The organism is Microvirga splendida, from assembly GCF_016427565.1.
Lineage (GTDB): Bacteria > Pseudomonadota > Alphaproteobacteria > Rhizobiales > Beijerinckiaceae > Microvirga > Microvirga splendida.
Window position 1 is genome coordinate 1 of the sequence record NZ_JAELXT010000036.1, and the last position, 16,454, is coordinate 16,454.

The following is a 16,454-nucleotide window of genomic DNA, read 5'->3' on the forward strand; positions in this document are numbered from 1 at the left end:
GCCGAATACATTGATGCAGCTCTCACGTTTGTCACTCTGCCAACATCATCTTGCGACGCACGGCCGGACCATACAAACTGGCACATCTCGGAAGTACACCGAACGTCCGTGATGCGGCGAATACCGGACTTTGGGGCGACTGCCGATTGCCCGAACGGTAGGTCTCGAAAACCCGTCATGCCCGCCTCCTGCTGCGTCGGCGTGTGGCTTTCCATGCCTATCCGCCGCCATATCCCTTGTTGGGCACTGGTATGGAATGCCCCTTCTGATGATAGTGAGTCACATGGCCGATCAGGATCTCGGCCAGCCCGTCGATCTCTTGCACAACGCGGTCGATCTGTCGGTACTCCTCGCCACCGATCGGGATGTCGGCCAGGGTTCGAGTGAGGAGATGCCGCGTTGGCCGCAGTGACTCCAAGAGCCTGTCGGCGACTTCCGGTGTCATGAGACGCCGGGATTTTCTCGAATGACCGTGTTGCATGGATCGCCTCACCGTTCCTTATTTGATTCAGCCGATAGCGGTACCAGGTCACGCGACCATCATGATCGGGTGGTTTCACGGTGGCTGAAGCTACCCCCGGTCGGCATCACCCCCGTCCGCCCGCGGACGTACCCGAACGACAGGGCCGCAGCGAGACGTTCGATCCGTTGCTCCCGGATGTGCTGCTCGACGAGAAGGGCTTTAATGGCGGTTCGTGGATCGCCACCGCACGCCTCGATCACGGCCGTTACATCAGCCTCCAACTGGTCCGTATCGCTCGCGACCTGAACTTGGTCAGCCATCGTCACCTCCCTTGAGAGTCGCGACGTTACTGATTCGATGCTCCGACCTCCAGCGGAATGTTCTTTGTTTGTTCTTGAGCTGTGGAATGCGGGGAAACGCTCACGATCGTCGCCCGGGCGGGAGACAGCCAGACGTGATCCACTGCCACGAAACGCGGCCAGCTTGGCGCGTATCCTAGTATTCCGAATTTCGAGAAATGCGGCGCCTGATCCGTGTGGCGCGCTGCTCGCACGAGCTCTATGACTAGGGACAAAGACATCACGGATAGTTTCGTGCCCGCAATCCCGCGCGAGAACACCATCGATTAGTGACGCGGAATGTCTGCGGGACAGCGACTCGTCGGATTCGAGTAGGCAAGGTCGTCTCCGCAGTTGTTCTGAGTTGACAGGTCAGCAGTGGGTTGGCTGAGTGGCGGCTGTCGGGGGTTGTCATGCGTATTGTTTCCATTGCCGCTAGCGTTGCGATTTGTGCGTTCGGTTCATCGGCCTTAGCGGATTCCTTCACGCTCTCGGGTGACGCTCGCTGGGTTGCTTTGGCCAGCCGGCAGAGCCTCGATGAAGCCATCGGCGTTGCCCATGCCTTCCGCTGGCGCTTTCCGACCGTCAGGGTCATGCAGGCGACGAACGGATGGTACGCCATCGTCGCCGGTCCCGAGCGCATCCCGAACCCCCGGGCTTACAAGGAAGCGCTGGTCCGCACGGGCGAAATCCCCGGCGACACCATCATCACCCGAGGACAAGGATACGTTGCCGAGGTCTGGAAGCCCTCGACCTTTAAGCCTCTGATCCAGGCAAAGTACGACGGCACGAAACAGGTCAATCTGCGCTCCGGCGAACTGGTTCTCACCGTCTCAAGCCTTCCAAGCGGGAAGGAGAGCGGGCGCTTTCCCGTCCTGACCGGGTCTGCGAACGGCCGTCTCGCCATCACGGCGCGCCTTGAGGAAAGCTCGAATGAGGTGCCGAACGCCGAGGTTGCCGTCGTACGCCTCGACCCCACCAGCGCAGAGCCGCAGGTGGTCTTTTCGTCCTTCTGGGGCGGCGCTCATTGCTGCACCGTGACCAAGATTGCCACGAAGGTTGGAACCGAGTGGCGCGTTATCCAGGGAAAGACAATCGACGGGGACGGCGGTTACACCTTCGATGACATTGACGGCGATGGCGCAGCCGAACTGCTAAGTGTCGACCAGACCTTCCTCTACACTTTCGCGCCGTATGCAGGATCTTGGGCGCCCGAGAGCATTTCGAGACTCTCCGGTGACCGGCTCGTTGATGTGACGGCGCACCCGACCTTCCGGACCTACATGCGCCAGGAACTCTACCGGATGGAATATCTCGCCAGCCGGGAGCCGAGCCTGTGGCGCTCGAATGGGTTCCTGGCAGCCTGGGTGGCGACAAAAGCCGTCGTGGGCGAGTTCGATGATGCCTGGAACCGGATGCTGCCCCTGTACGATAGAGGCACCGATTGGCCCCTGACCGAATGCACGGTGGCAAAGGTGGGCGGGTCCTGCCCGGACGGGAGGGAGCGGACCATTGAGTTTCCGGTGGCCTTGCGCAAGCACCTTGAGGAGGGGGGATATATCCCGAGGAGTGCCCCGGCCCCTCGGCCGGAAAGTGTCTCGGTCGCGCGACCGACCCCTGTCACGCCGAGCCCGGCTCCCAAGGAGGAGAAGCGTGCGTCCTCCGGGACAGGCTTCTTCGTCACCCGGGAGGGGCATGTCGTCACGAACAACCACGTGATTGAGGGCTGCGCTTCTGTCCAGATCAAGCCTTCCAATGGCTCGACGCTTCCGGCTAGGATCCTGGCCCGTGACACGACCAACGACCTGGCACTGCTGAAGGCCGATGAACCGACGGACAAGTTCGCGACCATCCGAGCCGGCGTTCGTCTCGGGGAAGCAGTCGCGGCCTTCGGTTTCCCGCTCAACAGCGTCCTGGCGAGCTCCGGCAACTTCACCCTCGGCAACGTGACAGCATTGGCAGGTATCGGGGACGATAGCCGCTTTCTCCAGATCTCAACTCCGGTTCAGCCGGGGAACAGCGGTGGGCCGCTGTTGGACGAGAATGGCAACGTCGTCGGCGTGGTGACATCCAAGCTCAATGCTCTCAAGACGGTGGTTGCCATTGGAGACGTCCCCCAGAATGTGAACTTCGCGATCAAGGCTGGGGCGCTGACCACGTTCCTGGAGAGCACCCGGGTCGAGGTTCTGCATGCCTCTAGCGTGTCACGCCTCTCGCCGCCCGATCTGGCTGATGTAGCCAGCAGCATCAGCGTGTTCGTCAGATGTGACTGAGAGGCTAGCCCATCGATTGTTTTAGGAGGCGAACACATTCGGGCACCGAGCTGACTGAGATGTGGAGCAACACGAAAACTCTCGTGACCTCCGACTGGTTATGCAGCGCAACAGGTCCTCGGTGGCACTGTTCATTAGGTCAATGATGGCCTGCAAAGGAACGACGGTCCGAAGGCGGTATTCCTTGGCCGGGATGTCGGGAATTGATGGTATTGTCCCCAAACCGGGCTATTTCAGCCCGGTTTGGGGAAGGGCCGAGCTGTTAAGCAAATCGGGCCGCGATATGGCTGCTTTGGGCAATTAAATCGTGGGAGCTACACAGATCCTTCCGCCCTCGCCGCCGATGCCACGATCCTCGACGGATGGATGGAACACTACATGCCCATTCCCGTCCTCGTCGGCGGCGCAAACGGGCACCCGACGCTCGCCGGCAAGGGCAGGCTGATCCGAACCTCGGACCTTTGGGTGATGGCCGAGGATCACGGGTGTGCCCGTTCCATGGCTAGTGGTATCGTCTCGGCCGGCCGCTCGAGGCCGAGACGACGCACTCCTGAGGAGACCGCCTATGGGTGATCGGAAGATGCCGCGCCTCCCAATGACTGCTGACGAGTTTCTGGAGTGGGCCGAGACCCAGGAGGAGAAATGGGAGCTTGTGGATGGCTATCCCGTTCCCAAGTTCTGTGACGAAACAGAGGCCGGGATGGCCCCGACTCCCCGAGTGCCGATGAGCGAGGCCGAGTTTCAGGAATGGGTGAGGACTCAGCCGAGCCGGTATGAGCTCGTGGACGGTGTCCCGATCCCTGTGTACGGCGAGGTGAGGGGGGACCTGATCACCTCCGATTGGCGGGCACTGTACGGCTGTCTGACGGAGAAGGGCAGAGATCCCGATCGCGCCCGCTCCATCGAAGAGATCAGCGGAGCCGCGGGTGATGACGAGGAGTTCCAGGAGGCGCTTCGGCAGGTCCGAGCGACGGGAGCCATGGGCGTCGCTCCGCGGGATGCCGTCGTGACGGATCTGGCCGCCGAGGGCGAGGATGCCGAGAAGGAGCAGACGTTCGGCGAGGCTCTCCGCGAGATGGGTTGGCAGCCTGTGCCCTTGCCGCGCCTGACACTCCGCTCGGGCGCTCCCGGTAAGCGGCTGAAGCTCCCTCGTCCTCCCGAGGAGGCCGTCCTGATCGCGGAAGGCGAGGCCACTAGGCGCGAGATCCTGCGGCTGGCCGGGGGCTACCTCGAGGAGGAGCTGGCGGCCGAGTGGCTCGGCGTCTCGGTCGATCACCTGCGCCGCTCCGTCGAGGAGGGCACCTGGATCGCCGTCGAGATGGACGGGCGTCTGGTGGTCCCGGCCTGCATGATGCGAGACTCTATGACGGTCCTGATCCTGCGCGAGATCCTCGCCGTGATGCCGATCCGATCGCCGTGGATGCGGCTGGAATGGCTCGTCCGGCCGAACGACGCTCTCGGCGGGCTGAGCCCCATGGAGGCCATCCGGGACTGCCGGGAGAAGGAGGTCCGAGAGCTCGCGCGAAGCCACGGAGCGGATTAGAGGGTGTCTGGAAAATCGGGTTGAGCCCATCTGAAGGGCGCATGACAGCCTCCTTCTATGACAGCGACCTGAGCGATGCGGAGTGAACGATCCGGGCGCCGCTCCTTGCCTCCACGACACGCCGTGGGCGTCCTCGCAAGCATGACCTGCGCCTGGTCCTGAATGCCATCCTCTACATTCTGCGCGGCGGCGAACCCTGGCGGTTGTTGCCGCACGAGTATCCGTTCTGGCAGAGCGTGTACGATCATTTTCGACGATGTCGCGGCGGCCCAAGGCAGGATCCAGTAGGCCCGCAGCCCATCAGCAGGCGGTCGACGGATTATCAACCGAAATTGAAATCTCTCGACGCAACTCAGGTACCGTCGCGGTCCGCGGCATCGAGAGGCTACAGGTCGTCGTGCAAGGGCGAGAAAGTGCCGTTGACGGCTGTGAGACCTCGGTGAGTCAAATTTGAGAGTAATTCGTGCCTGAGCGGCGCTAATCGAGTCAAATTACAAGCGACTTGTGCGGATCGATGAAATTTTAAGTGAAGAGACATCAGTTCTCGAAGAGGTAACTCAACCTAAAAGGAAGACTAAACCCCAGGTGTTTATCATTGAGTCTCTAACATTTGAAGATGAGGCAAATCGCCGTGAAGGGGAGATCATTGAGCGCTCACTCAAAATGATCGGTAAAGATCCTCAGTATCACTACGTGCGAACCTACGAAGAGTTTGAGCACTTTATTAACGTGTTCAATGAAAGTTCTTATAGATACCTTCACTTATCCATGCACGGAAGCAAGGATGGATTCGACTTCACGATTGGTGATATTGGAATTAGCGAGTTCAGTCGGCTGGTCGGTCCCGCTCTAGATGGAAAACGCCTATTCATCTCTGCCTGCTCGGCCGCAACCACGAAACTAGCTCGTAACATTTTTTCGGAAGGAAAATGTAATTCGGTCGTTGGCCCAGCAGAAGATATTGCCTTCGGGGATGCTGCTGTATTCTGGACAGCTTTGTACCATTTAATGTTCAAAGCTAATCGCAAAACCGTCGACAATAAATTACTTAAATTAAATCTCGTTAAAACTGCATTTATGATGCAGGAGAACTTCAATCTATTTACGCGAAAAAAGGACAGTGTTGAGCCAAGAGTTTATCCGGTGACAGCAAAAGGCCGAACTGTTTCTTAGACTTCCGTCACGCGTCCATACAATGCTCCAGATTTGCCCGAGCATATAATGCGAGCGACTTCACCTCACAATCTTGAGTGTGGCCCTGGTCCTCCATCGGAGGGCCAGGCGCGCATCTTGGCGAAAAGCGAAGCTCAACTGCAGGAGAGCTTTAGCTTGGTAGGTCGTACTATTACGAGCACCCCGTCGTGCTGCCGCACGTATCGCACTTCAGGCATGTCCCGTTCCGCACCAGCGTGAAGTTAGCACATTCGGGGCAGGCTTCGCCGACATAGCCCTTCATCTTGGCCTCGGCGCGCCGGTCGGCGACGGACGGGGCCGTGAAGGCGAGCTTGGACATCTCGGCTTCGCCGACCGGCTTCTCCTGCGCGGCGGGCTGCGCGAGTTCGGCCTTGAGCGCGTTCGCGCCGACCGTCATGCCGGTCGTGCGCTGGGTCACGCCCGTGCCGCCGGCACCGCCGCCGGGGATGAGCATGAGGCGGTCGGAATTGCCGCGCACGAAGCCGCGGGACACGATGGCCGTGGCGGGGGCGGGCTCCGGCGCCTTCGACTGGTCCTCGCCCTTGCCGATGGTGGTGGGGCCTGCTTCCGACGGGTCCACGTGGGCGAGGTCGTTGCGGCCGAGATAGGACACGGCGAGCTCGCGGAACACGTAGTCGAGGATCGAGGTGGCGGACTTGATGCGCTCGTTGCCCTGGACGAAGCCGGCGGGCTCGAAGCGCGTGAAGGTGAAGGCCTCCACGTATTCCTCCAGCGGCACGCCGTATTGCAGGCCGAGCGAGATCGCGATGGCGAAGTTGTTCATCATGGCCCGGAAGGCGGCGCCTTCCTTGTGCATGTCGATGAAGATCTCGCCGAGGCGTCCGTCGTCGTACTCGCCGGTGCGCAGGTACACCTTGTGGCCGCCCACGACCGCCTTCTGGGTGTAGCCCTTGCGGCGGTCGGGCATCTTCTCGCGGTCGCGCAGGGCCACCACGCGCTCGACGATCTTCTCCACGATCTTTTCCGACACGTGGGCGGCTTTGGCCGCGGCCGGCATGGCGGCGACCATTTCCACCGCGTCGTCCGCATCCTCGTCCTCATCACTGATGAGGGCAGCGTTCAGCGGCTGCGAGAGCTTGGAGCCGTCGCGGTAGAGGGCGTTGGCCTTCAGCGCCAGCTTCCAGGACAGCATGTAGGCGTTCTTGCAATCCTCGACGGTGGCGTCGTTGGGCATGTTGATGGTCTTGGAGATCGCCCCCGAGATGAAGGGCTGCGACGCCGCCATCATGCGGATGTGGCTTTCCACCGAGAGGTAGCGCTTGCCGATCTTGCCGCACGGATTGGCGCAGTCGAAGACCGGGTAATGCTCGACCTTCAGGTGCGGGGCGCCTTCCAGGGTCATCGCGCCGCAGATATGGATGTTCGCGGCCTCGACGTCGGCCTTCGAGAAGCCGAGGAACGACAGCAGGTCGAAGGACGGATCGTTGAGCTTCTCGGCCGGCACTTTGAGCGTGCCGGTGAGGAAGTCCTCGCCGAGCGTCCAGCGGTTGAACACGAACTTGATGTCGAAGGCCGATTTCAGGCCCTTCTCCACCGCGTCGATCTTGTCGTCCGAAAAACCCTTGGCGCGAAGCGAGCCGGGGTTGACGGCGGGCGCCTGCTTCATGGAGCCGTGGCCGACCGCATAGGCCTCGATCTCGGCGATCTCGTGCTCACGGTAGCCGAGCGCACGGAGCGCATCGGGCACGGCCCGGTTGATGATCTTGAAGTAGCCGCCGCCGGCGAGCTTCTTGAACTTCACCAGGGCGAAGTCGGGCTCGATGCCGGTGGTGTCGCAATCCATCACGAGGCCGATCGTGCCCGTGGGCGCGATCACGGTGGACTGCGCGTTGCGGTAGCCGTTCTTCTCGCCGAGTTCGAGCGCCTTGTCCCAGGCGGACTTGGCGTGGGCGACGAGGTCGGCGTCCGGGCAGGAGGCGTGATCGAGCGGGACCGGGTTGACGGCCAGGCCCTCGTAGCCTTGCGCCTCGCCATGGGCCGCGCGGCGATGGTTGCGGATCACGCGCAGCATGTGCTTGGCGTTGGCCTTGTAGTTCGGGAACGGCCCGAGTTCACCGGCCATCTCGGCCGAGGTCGCATAGGACACGCCGGTCATGATCGCCGTGATGGCGCCGCCGAGCGCACGGCCGGCGTCGCTATCGTAAGGAAGGCCCATGGTCATGAGCAGGCCGCCGATATTGGCAAAGCCCAGGCCCAGCGTGCGGTACTCGTAGGAAAGCTGCGCGATCTCCTTGGACGGGAACTGCGCCATCATCACGGAGATTTCGAGCACCACGGTCCAGAGGCGGCAGGCATGCTCGAAGGATTCCGCATCGAACTTGTGGTTCTGGCGGTCGAAGAACTGCAGCAGGTTGGCGGACGCCAGGTTGCAGGCCGTGTCGTCCAGGAACATGTATTCCGAGCAGGGGTTCGACGCCCGGATGCGGCCACCGGCGGGGCTGGTGTGCCAGTCGTTCATGGTGGTGTTGAAGTGCAGGCCGGGATCGGCGGACGCCCAGGCGGCGTGGCCGATCTGCTCCCACAGGTCGCGGGCCTTGAGGGTCTTCACCACCTTGCCGTCCTTGCGGGCGGTGAGGTGCCAGTCCGCGTCATTTTCCACCGCGCGCAAAAAGTCGTCGGTCAGGGAGACGGAGTTGTTGGAGTTCTGGCCGGAGACGGTCAGATACGCTTCCGAATCCCAATCGGTGTCGTAGACCGGGAAGTCGATGTCCGTGTAGCCCTGACGCGCGAACTGGATGACGCGCTTGATGTAGTTGTCCGGGATCTGCACCCGGCGGGCCATCTTGATTTCCTTCTTCAGAGCCGGGTTCTTCTCCGGATCGAAGCAGGCATCGCCCTCGGCCTCGCAGTTGATGCAGGCCTTCATGATGGCCTTGAGGTGCTTGGCGGCGAGCTTGGAGCCGGTGACGAGGGCCGCAACCTTCTGCTCCTCCTTCACCTTCCAGTCGATGTAGCTCTCGATGTCCGGGTGATCGACATCGACCACCACCATCTTGGCGGCGCGGCGGGTGGTGCCGCCCGACTTGATGGCGCCGGCAGCCCGGTCGCCGATCTTGAGGAAGGACATCAGGCCCGAGGAGCGTCCGCCGCCGGAGAGCTTCTCGCCCTCGCCGCGCAGCTTGGAGAAGTTGGAGCCCGTGCCGGAGCCGTACTTGAACAGGCGCGCCTCGCGGACCCACAGGTCCATGATGCCGCCCTCGTTCACCAGGTCGTCCTCGACGCCCTGGATGAAGCAGGCATGCGGCTGCGGGTGCTCGTAGGAGGACTTGGACTTGGTGAGCTTGCCGGTCTTGTAGTCCACGTAATAGTGGCCCTGGCCGGGGCCGTCGATGCCGTAGGCCCAGTGCAGGCCGGTGTTGAACCATTGCGGGGAGTTCGGCGCCACCATCTGGTTGGCGAGCATGAAGCGCAGCTCGTCGAAGAACGCCTGGGCGTCCTCCTCGGACGAGAAGTAGCCGCCCTTCCAGCCCCAATAGGTCCAGCAGCCGGCGAGACGGTCGAAGACCTGCTTGGAGGAAATCTCGGAGCCGAGGCGCTGATCCTCAGGCAGAGAGGCGAGGGCGGCCTCGTCGGGCACGGAGCGCCACAGCCAGGAGGGGACGTCGTTCTCCTCCACCTTCTTCAGGCGGGCCGGCACGCCGGCCTTGCGGAAATACTTCTGGGCCAGCACGTCGGAGGCCACCTGGCTCCAGGTCTCGGGAACCTCGATGTTCTCGAGCTTGAAGACCACCGAGCCATCCGGATTGCGGATCTCGCTCGTGGCGAGCCGGAAGGCGAGGGAGGAATAAGGCGATTGGCAAGACTTCGTATAACGCCGCTCGATCCGCATAGTGATTTTCCCAAGTTCAGGAGACAATAGATCTCCTTGGCCGCGATTTGCCCCGCAGCTCATCAGCCCACAATTATTGTTCGACGCCCCAACGACCCGTTTTGCGGATCGCCCACGCAACACGCCTGAGTTACGGCCCCCTTCGGGCGTCACAGGTGGCGCGGCAACAGGGTTGCCACGGGCTCTGACGCCTGCTCTGGGGAGTGTTCAACCGGCCCTTTCAGGTCGGCCGCCGGTCTCTGGTCGGTACCCCGGCAAGCTAGTCGTGTTGCGAGCCTCACGTCAAGAACTAGTGTCGCGGCTCACAGTTCCGAACTAGATGTTGTGTGTAGCTGTGAGAATTGTGGATAACAATTGCCCTTCCGGCTAAGCCTCTCAGACTCCTCCGAGAATCCGTTCCCGATTTTTGCAATGGCCAAGCTTCGCCGGCTCAAGGACACAGCTCGGGTTATGCTTAACGGTCCGTATATGTTGTGCCGGCGCATCAATCGCGGAGCCGGCCGCGGCCGGCCGGTCGAGCCCCCGTCGGAACCCGAAATGGCCTGAATGCGGGCAATTTCGCCTTTGCCCCAGGGGAAGGGGCGAGTCGGAGAATCAGGCCGGGCTTTTCGCCACCGGGAAGGCTGGACTTCGCCCGATGCAGCGGCCATATTCCGCGCAACTTCACGAACCCCTCCGGCGGCAGCAGCATGAAAGAGTTTTTCACCCAGTTCTTCACCTGGTGGAACGGACAGACCCTCGGCACGCGATTCTACACCTGGCGCAAGGGCGTGTTCGTGGGCTCGGACGAGTTCGGCAACAAGTACTACCGCTACACCCAGGCGCAGGCGATCGACTCCAATGTGGGCGCCGAGCGCCGGTGGGTGGTCTATAACGGCGAGGCGGATGCCTCGAAGGTGCCCCCCGGCTGGCGCGCCTGGATGTGCCACAACGGCGACGTGCCCCCGAGCGAGGAGGCCTACCAGCCGCATCCGTGGGAAAAGCCTTTCGTGCCGAACATGACCGGCACGACTCAGGCCTACCGGCCGCAGGGGTCGCATCTCTCCACCGGCCAGCGCCCGGCCGCCACCGGCGACTACGTGCCGTGGACGCCCGGGGAGTGAGGCCTCCGGCGGCCTCATCGCTCCCATGCTGAAGAAAACCCAAACCCGCACCTGCATCGAGTGCGGCCTGCCGTATGGCCACCCGGATTTCGGCTACCACGCCGGCCGGGTCGAGAACGGCCCGGCCTATTGGTCGGAGCGCGGCCTCCTGTGCTCGCATGCCTGCTCCACGGCACATTTCGAGAAGCGGGTGAAAGCAGGCGACCCTATGAGGGAGCCGGCGCCGAATCCGATGGAGCAGGACTGGTCTTGAGAAAGGCTCCTAGAAGACGGAGTGCCGAGCCTTAGGCCTGTTCTGGAATGCACTCACGTTCTGCGCAAGATGCGCGACCTTTCCGGTCCCAGTGAGAATCACGGCTCTGGGCAGATGTTCTTCGATGAAGCAGAACGCGGCCATGGCGGCTTCTTCGAAGGACTGGCCCGTCAGCAATCCCCCCATGGCGAAGGGACGGTTGATGATCGCAGCCCGGCCGCTCGCTTCCAGTGCCGGCAGCATCGGGGCCATGTTCGCGCTCGACATGTTCAGGGGAAATTGAACCGTCTCGTATAATCCGCTTTCCAGTGCGAGCTGTCCTGCTTCCACATCGCTGACGCTCGCTCCGAAGGCGGTGACCCCGCAACGCCGGGCATACTCCATGGCGGCGATCACGTCGGGATGGGTGACGACATCGCTCGTCGCCTTGTGAAGCTGCAGAACATCAATGGTTCCGAGAAGCGAGAGGGAGCGGTCGATACTTCGGACCAGGGCATCGCGGCTATGGTCGACAAAGCTGGAGCCACGTCCGAAATCCCAATGCTCCCCGGCTTTCGTCATGATGATCAGCCGTCGTCGGGCCGATGGCTCAAGGGCGGAGAGGAAGCGGCCGAGCCGGGCTTCGCTCTCCGCGTAGGCCGGGGCGGTATCGAAAATGGTGATGCCCAGTTCCAGGGCCTTGGCGAGCAAGACTTGCGCCTCGTCCTCACTCGGCGGCGTACTCTTGTTCACACCCCATGCGCGGCCGATTGAGAGTAAGCCGAGGCCGAGCTTGAGGCCGGGACCATTGAGGTGATGCGGCATGCGGCTTACCCCCCTGACTTCGGGTGAAAATAGGATTGCCGCCTGAGAGTCCCGTCCGAAAACAGTCCGAAAGCCTGGATGACGGAGCCGGTTGGCACGTTGATCTGACGGGCGACGCCCGACCCTTTGAGAACGCCGCCGCGCTGGTCCGGCTCGGGATCCCGGTAGGTCCCGCCGTCACCCAGGGTGCAGTTCTGGCACCGGATGGGGCCGAGCACCTGCGCACCGCGCCCGATCCGATTGGACAGAGTCAGCGATCCTCCGCCCAGAAGACGCGCGCCTTCGCCGATCTCAATGACATTGCCCGCCTCAGCCTTCAGGGTGAACCCGCCTTCCTCGCCGATCTCGGCCCGGGTCCCGACCTTGATCAATCCTCCTGAGGCAACAAGTCGGCTTCCAGGGAAAAGCTGTGTGCCAGCACCGATGACAATGGTTCCGCCATCAAGGGCCTGAAGAATGACACCCGGCCAGAGCACCACGCCCTCTTCAAGCTGGACGCCCGGCGAGACCAACACGGAGCCGGGATCCGGGATCAGGACGCCGTAACGGGCGAGCGCAGCTGTCTCTGCAACAGGCAAGAAGCCGAGCCGCTGGCGGGCATCGGCGCCTGGAGTCTGGGCTTCCGTCATGGAGATGTCTTCGCTCCTGGGCCAATTCCACGCCCAAAAGCTTAGCCGATCATCTCAGCTGTCGGATAGTCCAACATTATAGTGGTGCACTCCTACATCCGCGAGAGACTATCCAGGATAATCCAGCTTTGGATACCAGTCCGTGCCGCGGCCCTCGGGCGTCATGTCGAGCACGTTCCACAGGGGCGCGAGGTCCGGGGCGCCGCGGGGGTCCTGGCCGGGATCGGCGGAATCGCCGGTCATCTCGCCGCTCCAGAAATGCCGGATGGTTCCGTCGCGTCGGGTGAAGACGTTCAAGCTCGGGATCTCCGACCCATCCGGCAAAACGCCGTGGTAGTCGCGGGAGTAGTTGCCGTTGAGGTCCGTATAGAGCCGCAGGTTCGTCCAGCCGCGCTCCCGCTTCCAGGCGATCAGCCGCTCGATCGGGGAGCGCGCCACCACGGCGAACGCCATGCGCTGCTGGATGTCGGCGGCGTTGCCCTCGATCGCTCCGAGCAGGTTGGTGCACATGGGGCAGGGGCGCTCGCGCTGCGGGCCGAACATGTAGCTGTAGACGGCGAGCGACTGCTTGTCGCCGAAGAGGTCGGCAAAGCTCACCGGGCCGTTCTCGCCCTCAAAGCGGTAGTCGCCTTTTACCTCGCCGCCTGGCGGCAAGGCGCGGCGCTGAGCTGCGACGCGCTCCAGATGGCGTCGCAGCTCGATCTCCTCCGCCAGCAGGGCTGCGCGCGCAGCGCGGTACTCGGCGCTTTCGTTCGGAAAACGCACCGGCGCGCGGCGCGCGAGTTCCTCGGCGGGAATGAGTGTGTCGATCATACGATGCTCCTCAAGGCCAGCTTACGATTTGCGCGGGCCGACGAGGCCGAACAGGGCTCCCTGCGGATCGCTGGCGACGATGATGAAGACGCCGCCCGGCACTTCGGCGGGGCCGTAGTGGATCGTGCCGCCATTCCCGGAGACGGCCTGTGCCGCGACGTCGATATCCTCGACGCCGAAATAGAACGTCCACAGGGGCGGTGGCCCGTCAGGCGTGCGCCGCATGACGGCTCCGATGGTGCGGCCGCCGTGGGTGATGAACTGGTAGTCGCCCATCTCGCCCATGGGCATGGCATCGCCCTTCTCCCAGCCGAAGCGGGCGCGGTAGAAGGCCAGCGCTGCCTGCGGGTCGCCGGTGGAGAGCTCGTTCCAGTTGCAGTGGCCGAACTTGTTCTGGTCGAACGCGGTGCTCGTGCCCTCGACGGCGCCGCGCATGATGTAGAGCATCACCCCTTGCGGGTCGGAGAGCATGGCGAAGCGTCCGACGCCGGGAATGTCCGTGGGCGCCATGTGCTGCGTGCCGCCGTCCCGCACGATGTCGGCCGCTGCCGCGTCCACGTTCTCGACGGCAACATAGCCGAGCCATATGGGGCGCATGCCCGCGCCCTCGGCGCCGGGAGGGAAGGGCATGAGCCCGCCCACATCCGTGCCGTCGATCCCGAAGATCCTGTAGCCCCGGTCGGATCCTTCCGCCGACCGGCTCTGCCAGCCGATGACTGCGCCGTAGAAGCGCGCGGCGGCATCCGCGTCGCGCGTCAGGAGTTCGTACCAGATGAAGTCGCCGTGCCGATTGGCCATGATATCCGCCCCCTTAGACGTCGAGGATCGGCATGAAGCCGCCGAAGATCATGCGCTTGCCGTCGAAGGGCATCTGGTCGCCCATGGCCTTCATGCGCTCGTCGGACATGATTTTCCGGTTGGCTTCGTCGCGGACCTCCTTGGAGGGATACTCGATCCAGCTGAACACCACGATCTCGTCCTCCTTGGCCTTTACGGCACCGCGGAAGTCGGTGAGCGTGCCGTCCGGCACGTCGTCGCCCCAGCACTCGACCATCCGGGTGGCGCCGAACTCCTTGAAGAGGGCCGAGGCCTCGGTGGCGAGCTTGCGGTAGCTCTCCTTGTTGCCGGCCGGCACGGCCAGCACGAACCCGTCCACATATGCCATCGCGTCTCTCCCTCGTTTTTCAGAACTGCTGGTCGGCGAAGCATCCCTTCGTGACACTTCGTTGCATGTTTCTCTTGACAAATATGTTGATATCAACGTAAATGGACCATGTCAAACGAGCAAGCGATTTCCTTCGAGACAACCCATCTGGTGCGCGACACCTGCCTGTGCCTGCATGCGCAGCGGGCGGCCCGAGCCCTGTCGCGGCGCTTCGACGATGCCCTGCGGCCCGTTGGAATCACCTCCGGCCAGTTCTCCCTGTTGAATGCTCTCAACCGCCCCAAGCCTCCGCCGATCGGCCCCGTGGCGCAGCTGCTGGCGATGGACCGCACGACCCTGACCGCCGCCCTGAAGCCGCTCGAGCGGGACGGGCTCGTGACCATCGCCCGCGACCCGGAGGACCGCCGCAGCCAGCTTCTCGGCCTCACGGACAGGGGCCGGGAGGTGCTGGCCGCCGCTGTTCCGATCTGGCGCGACCTCCATGCCGCCATCGAGGCGGGATTGCCGGAAGTGCAGCCGGAGGACCTCCGGGGGGCGCTCAGGTCGCTCTCCCAGGCCGGCTGAACGTCAGGGCAGGGTGGGCGTAGGCCCTATCTTCCGGCCTGCCCTTTTTCCATCATGGTTCACGTGCTATCGCGTTGCCGAACTCAAAAGGGGTCCGGCCGAGCTTGGCCGGACAAGAAGCGCCAGATCGAACTTGGCTTGGACAGCATGATGACATTCGGATGGACGCGGGCGACCCTGGTGCTCGCATCGCTAATCGGCGGCCTCGGCACGGCGCAGGCGGACAGGATCAAGAATCCCACGGCCGTCTTTTCCGGGTTGGACAAGATCACCGGACGAATCGTGTCGTTCGAGGTGGCCGTCGACGAGACGGTCCAGTTCGGGGCGCTCCAGGTGACGCCGCGGGTCTGCTTCACCAAGCCGCCGACGGAAACTCCGAACACCACATCCTTCATCGAGGTGGACGAGCCCGGAGCCGAGGACAAGGCCAAGCGGGTCTTCTCGGGCTGGCTCTTCGCCGCGAGCCCGGGCCTGCACGGCCTCGAGCACCCGGTGTACGACATCTGGCTCGTGGACTGCAAAGGCGGCACCGAGGTGATCGCGGAGCCCAAGGAAACACCCGAGGAATTGCCGCCGATCCAGGATGCGGCGCAAGGATCGAACGATCCGGCCCGGCCCGGTGACATCATGGCTCCGGCCGGCGGCACGGCCCCTCGTCCGCCTGCCGTCGAGACGGCCCCCCTGCGGCAGCCGGCGCCTCAGCGCCAGCAGCCCGCCCGGCGGCCGGCCGCGCCGATCATCAACTCGGATCGCCCCTAACTAGGGAGAGCTGATGGCGGCGAGCGCTTCCTCGCCGCTGACGATCCGCTCCTGGGGCCAGGCGTTCCAGTCGGCCCCATGCTCCATGGCGCTGCGCAGCATCTGCTTGTAGGCCCGCCGCGGGACCTCGGTGGCGCCGAACTGCGCCAGGTGCGAGGTCACGAACTGCGTGTCCAGAAGCGAGAACCCGCCCCGGCGCAGACGCGCCACGAGATGCACGAGCGCTACCTTCGAGGCGTCGCGCTCCGTATGGAACATGCTCTCGCCGAAGAAGGCGCCGTTCAGCCTGACGCCGTAGAGGCCGCCGACGAGGCGGCCCTCCTGGTAGACTTCCACCGTGTGGCAGTAGCCGGCATCGAACAGCTCGCCGTAGAGCTCCCGGATCCGCCGGCTGATCCAGGTCTTCTCCCGATCCGCCGCAGGTGCCGCGCAGCCGGCGATGACGGCGTCGAAGTCCTGGTCCACGCGCACCTCGAACACGTCCGACCGGACCGTGCGGGCAAGGCGCTTGGAGACGTGGAAACCTTCGAGCGGAATGATCCCCCGCTCACGAGGCTCGACCCAGAACAGGGACGGATCGTCCGCATCCTCCGCCATGGGAAAGATCCCGGCAGCATAGGCTTTCAGCAGGATGTCGGGGCTGATCTCAATCGCGTGGTCAGACGCATGGCTCATGCTTGGATTTGTACCAAGGAACGGGAAC

At 63.3% G+C, this 16,454-nt stretch carries 18 protein-coding genes; 10 read left to right on the plus strand and 8 right to left on the minus strand.

The annotated features are described in order from the left end of the window. Positions 1 to 283: 283 nt before the first annotated feature. Positions 284 to 412, plus strand: coding sequence for a hypothetical protein (locus tag JAO75_RS25270; RefSeq protein WP_281433540.1), 129 nt, complete (start codon positions 284 to 286; stop codon positions 410 to 412). Positions 413 to 540: 128 nt separating this feature from the next. Here the strand turns inward: JAO75_RS25270 and JAO75_RS21485 are convergent, their stop codons facing one another. Next, a complete protein-coding gene (locus tag JAO75_RS21485; RefSeq protein ID WP_199051194.1) occupies positions 541 to 783 on the minus strand; it encodes a hypothetical protein in 243 nt (80 codons plus the stop codon). Between the two features lie 431 nt (positions 784 to 1,214). Here JAO75_RS21485 and JAO75_RS21490 point away from each other — a divergent pair, with 431 nt between their 5' ends. The 5 genes from JAO75_RS21490 (at position 1,215) to JAO75_RS21510 (ending at position 5,790) form a co-directional block, all read left to right on the plus strand. Further along, positions 1,215 to 3,074 carry a S1C family serine protease gene (locus JAO75_RS21490; RefSeq protein ID WP_199051196.1) on the plus strand — a complete coding sequence of 620 codons (1,860 nt, stop codon included), beginning with the start codon at positions 1,215 to 1,217 and terminating at the stop codon, positions 3,072 to 3,074. Positions 3,075 to 3,452: 378 nt separating this feature from the next. Next, positions 3,453 to 3,647, plus strand: coding sequence for a hypothetical protein (locus JAO75_RS21495; RefSeq protein WP_199051198.1), 195 nt, complete (start codon positions 3,453 to 3,455; stop codon positions 3,645 to 3,647). Further along, entirely contained in the window at positions 3,640 to 4,617 is a 978-nt protein-coding gene (locus JAO75_RS21500; RefSeq protein ID WP_199051199.1) for a hypothetical protein, read from the plus strand. Before JAO75_RS21495 ends, JAO75_RS21500 begins: the two co-directional genes overlap by 8 nt. Before the next feature lie 89 nt (positions 4,618 to 4,706). Further along, positions 4,707 to 5,060, plus strand: a complete 354-nt coding sequence (locus JAO75_RS25540) for a transposase (RefSeq protein WP_199051255.1) — start codon at positions 4,707 to 4,709, stop codon at positions 5,058 to 5,060. A gap of 61 nt (positions 5,061 to 5,121) precedes the next feature. Continuing rightward, positions 5,122 to 5,790: a hypothetical protein gene (locus tag JAO75_RS21510; RefSeq protein WP_199051201.1), complete on the plus strand. Its 669-nt coding sequence runs from the start codon at positions 5,122 to 5,124 to the stop codon at positions 5,788 to 5,790. Between the two features lie 172 nt (positions 5,791 to 5,962). Here the strand turns inward: JAO75_RS21510 and JAO75_RS21515 are convergent, their stop codons facing one another. Beyond that, positions 5,963 to 9,661, minus strand: a complete 3,699-nt coding sequence (locus JAO75_RS21515; protein ID WP_199051203.1) for a vitamin B12-dependent ribonucleotide reductase — start codon at positions 9,659 to 9,661, stop codon at positions 5,963 to 5,965. Positions 9,662 to 10,350: 689 nt separating this feature from the next. On the opposite strand from JAO75_RS21515, the gene JAO75_RS21520 reads away from it, so the two are divergent. Together JAO75_RS21520 and JAO75_RS21525 are read left to right on the plus strand one after the other, a co-directional pair. Beyond that, positions 10,351 to 10,764 carry an NADH:ubiquinone oxidoreductase subunit NDUFA12 gene (locus tag JAO75_RS21520; RefSeq protein ID WP_199051204.1) on the plus strand — a complete coding sequence of 138 codons (414 nt, stop codon included), beginning with the start codon at positions 10,351 to 10,353 and terminating at the stop codon, positions 10,762 to 10,764. A 25-nt stretch (positions 10,765 to 10,789) separates the two neighbouring features. After that, positions 10,790 to 11,017, plus strand: coding sequence for a hypothetical protein (locus JAO75_RS21525; RefSeq protein WP_199051206.1), 228 nt, complete (start codon positions 10,790 to 10,792; stop codon positions 11,015 to 11,017). A gap of 9 nt (positions 11,018 to 11,026) precedes the next feature. Here JAO75_RS21525 and JAO75_RS21530 read toward each other — a convergent pair whose 3' ends face one another. From JAO75_RS21530 to JAO75_RS21550, 5 genes are all read right to left on the minus strand, one after another. Continuing rightward, on the minus strand, positions 11,027 to 11,821 hold the full coding sequence (locus JAO75_RS21530) for an aldo/keto reductase (RefSeq protein ID WP_199051208.1): 795 nt from the start codon (positions 11,819 to 11,821) through the stop codon (positions 11,027 to 11,029). 5 nt (positions 11,822 to 11,826) lie between these two features. Beyond that, entirely contained in the window at positions 11,827 to 12,450 is a 624-nt protein-coding gene (locus tag JAO75_RS21535) for a hypothetical protein (RefSeq protein WP_199051209.1), read from the minus strand. 108 nt (positions 12,451 to 12,558) lie between these two features. Next, positions 12,559 to 13,263 carry a DUF899 family protein gene (locus JAO75_RS21540; protein WP_199051211.1) on the minus strand — a complete coding sequence of 235 codons (705 nt, stop codon included), beginning with the start codon at positions 13,261 to 13,263 and terminating at the stop codon, positions 12,559 to 12,561. Positions 13,264 to 13,284: 21 nt separating this feature from the next. Continuing rightward, entirely contained in the window at positions 13,285 to 14,061 is a 777-nt protein-coding gene (locus JAO75_RS21545; RefSeq protein WP_199051212.1) for a VOC family protein, read from the minus strand. 13 nt (positions 14,062 to 14,074) lie between these two features. Continuing rightward, positions 14,075 to 14,428 carry a DUF1428 domain-containing protein gene (locus JAO75_RS21550; protein WP_199051214.1) on the minus strand — a complete coding sequence of 118 codons (354 nt, stop codon included), beginning with the start codon at positions 14,426 to 14,428 and terminating at the stop codon, positions 14,075 to 14,077. A 108-nt stretch (positions 14,429 to 14,536) separates the two neighbouring features. On the opposite strand from JAO75_RS21550, the gene JAO75_RS21555 reads away from it, so the two are divergent. Both JAO75_RS21555 and JAO75_RS21560 read left to right on the plus strand, forming a co-directional pair. Further along, entirely contained in the window at positions 14,537 to 14,992 is a 456-nt protein-coding gene (locus tag JAO75_RS21555; RefSeq protein ID WP_199051216.1) for a MarR family winged helix-turn-helix transcriptional regulator, read from the plus strand. 150 nt (positions 14,993 to 15,142) lie between these two features. Then, the gene (locus JAO75_RS21560; RefSeq protein WP_199051218.1) at positions 15,143 to 15,751 is read left to right on the plus strand and encodes a DUF2155 domain-containing protein; all 609 of its coding nucleotides are present in this window, start codon (positions 15,143 to 15,145) and stop codon (positions 15,749 to 15,751) included. Here JAO75_RS21560 and aat read toward each other — a convergent pair whose 3' ends face one another. Beyond that, positions 15,752 to 16,426, minus strand: coding sequence for a leucyl/phenylalanyl-tRNA--protein transferase (aat, locus tag JAO75_RS21565; RefSeq protein WP_199051220.1), 675 nt, complete (start codon positions 16,424 to 16,426; stop codon positions 15,752 to 15,754). Between the last annotated feature and the right edge of the window lie 28 nt (positions 16,427 to 16,454).

Excerpts from the sequence above, each read along its gene's own strand:
- JAO75_RS21545 (WP_199051212.1), bottom strand. The coding sequence starts at position 14,061 with ATGGCCAATCGGCACGGCGACTTCATCTGGTACGAACTCCTGACGCGC.
- JAO75_RS21530 (WP_199051208.1), bottom strand. The coding sequence starts at position 11,821 with ATGCCGCATCACCTCAATGGTCCCGGCCTCAAGCTCGGCCTCGGCTTA.
- JAO75_RS21520 (WP_199051204.1), top strand. The coding sequence starts at position 10,351 with ATGAAAGAGTTTTTCACCCAGTTCTTCACCTGGTGGAACGGACAGACC.
- JAO75_RS21560 (WP_199051218.1), top strand. The coding sequence starts at position 15,143 with ATGACATTCGGATGGACGCGGGCGACCCTGGTGCTCGCATCGCTAATC.
- JAO75_RS21535 (WP_199051209.1), bottom strand. The coding sequence starts at position 12,450 with ATGACGGAAGCCCAGACTCCAGGCGCCGATGCCCGCCAGCGGCTCGGC.
- JAO75_RS21515 (WP_199051203.1), bottom strand. The coding sequence starts at position 9,661 with ATGCGGATCGAGCGGCGTTATACGAAGTCTTGCCAATCGCCTTATTCC.
- JAO75_RS21490 (WP_199051196.1), top strand. The coding sequence starts at position 1,215 with ATGCGTATTGTTTCCATTGCCGCTAGCGTTGCGATTTGTGCGTTCGGT.
- JAO75_RS21485 (WP_199051194.1), bottom strand. The coding sequence starts at position 783 with ATGGCTGACCAAGTTCAGGTCGCGAGCGATACGGACCAGTTGGAGGCT.
- JAO75_RS21550 (WP_199051214.1), bottom strand. The coding sequence starts at position 14,428 with ATGGCATATGTGGACGGGTTCGTGCTGGCCGTGCCGGCCGGCAACAAG.
- JAO75_RS25270 (WP_281433540.1), top strand. The coding sequence starts at position 284 with ATGGCCGATCAGGATCTCGGCCAGCCCGTCGATCTCTTGCACAACGCG.
- JAO75_RS21525 (WP_199051206.1), top strand. The coding sequence starts at position 10,790 with ATGCTGAAGAAAACCCAAACCCGCACCTGCATCGAGTGCGGCCTGCCG.
- aat (WP_199051220.1), bottom strand. The coding sequence starts at position 16,426 with ATGAGCCATGCGTCTGACCACGCGATTGAGATCAGCCCCGACATCCTG.
- JAO75_RS21500 (WP_199051199.1), top strand. The coding sequence starts at position 3,640 with ATGGGTGATCGGAAGATGCCGCGCCTCCCAATGACTGCTGACGAGTTT.
- JAO75_RS21495 (WP_199051198.1), top strand. The coding sequence starts at position 3,453 with ATGCCCATTCCCGTCCTCGTCGGCGGCGCAAACGGGCACCCGACGCTC.
- JAO75_RS21540 (WP_199051211.1), bottom strand. The coding sequence starts at position 13,263 with ATGATCGACACACTCATTCCCGCCGAGGAACTCGCGCGCCGCGCGCCG.
- JAO75_RS21555 (WP_199051216.1), top strand. The coding sequence starts at position 14,537 with ATGTCAAACGAGCAAGCGATTTCCTTCGAGACAACCCATCTGGTGCGC.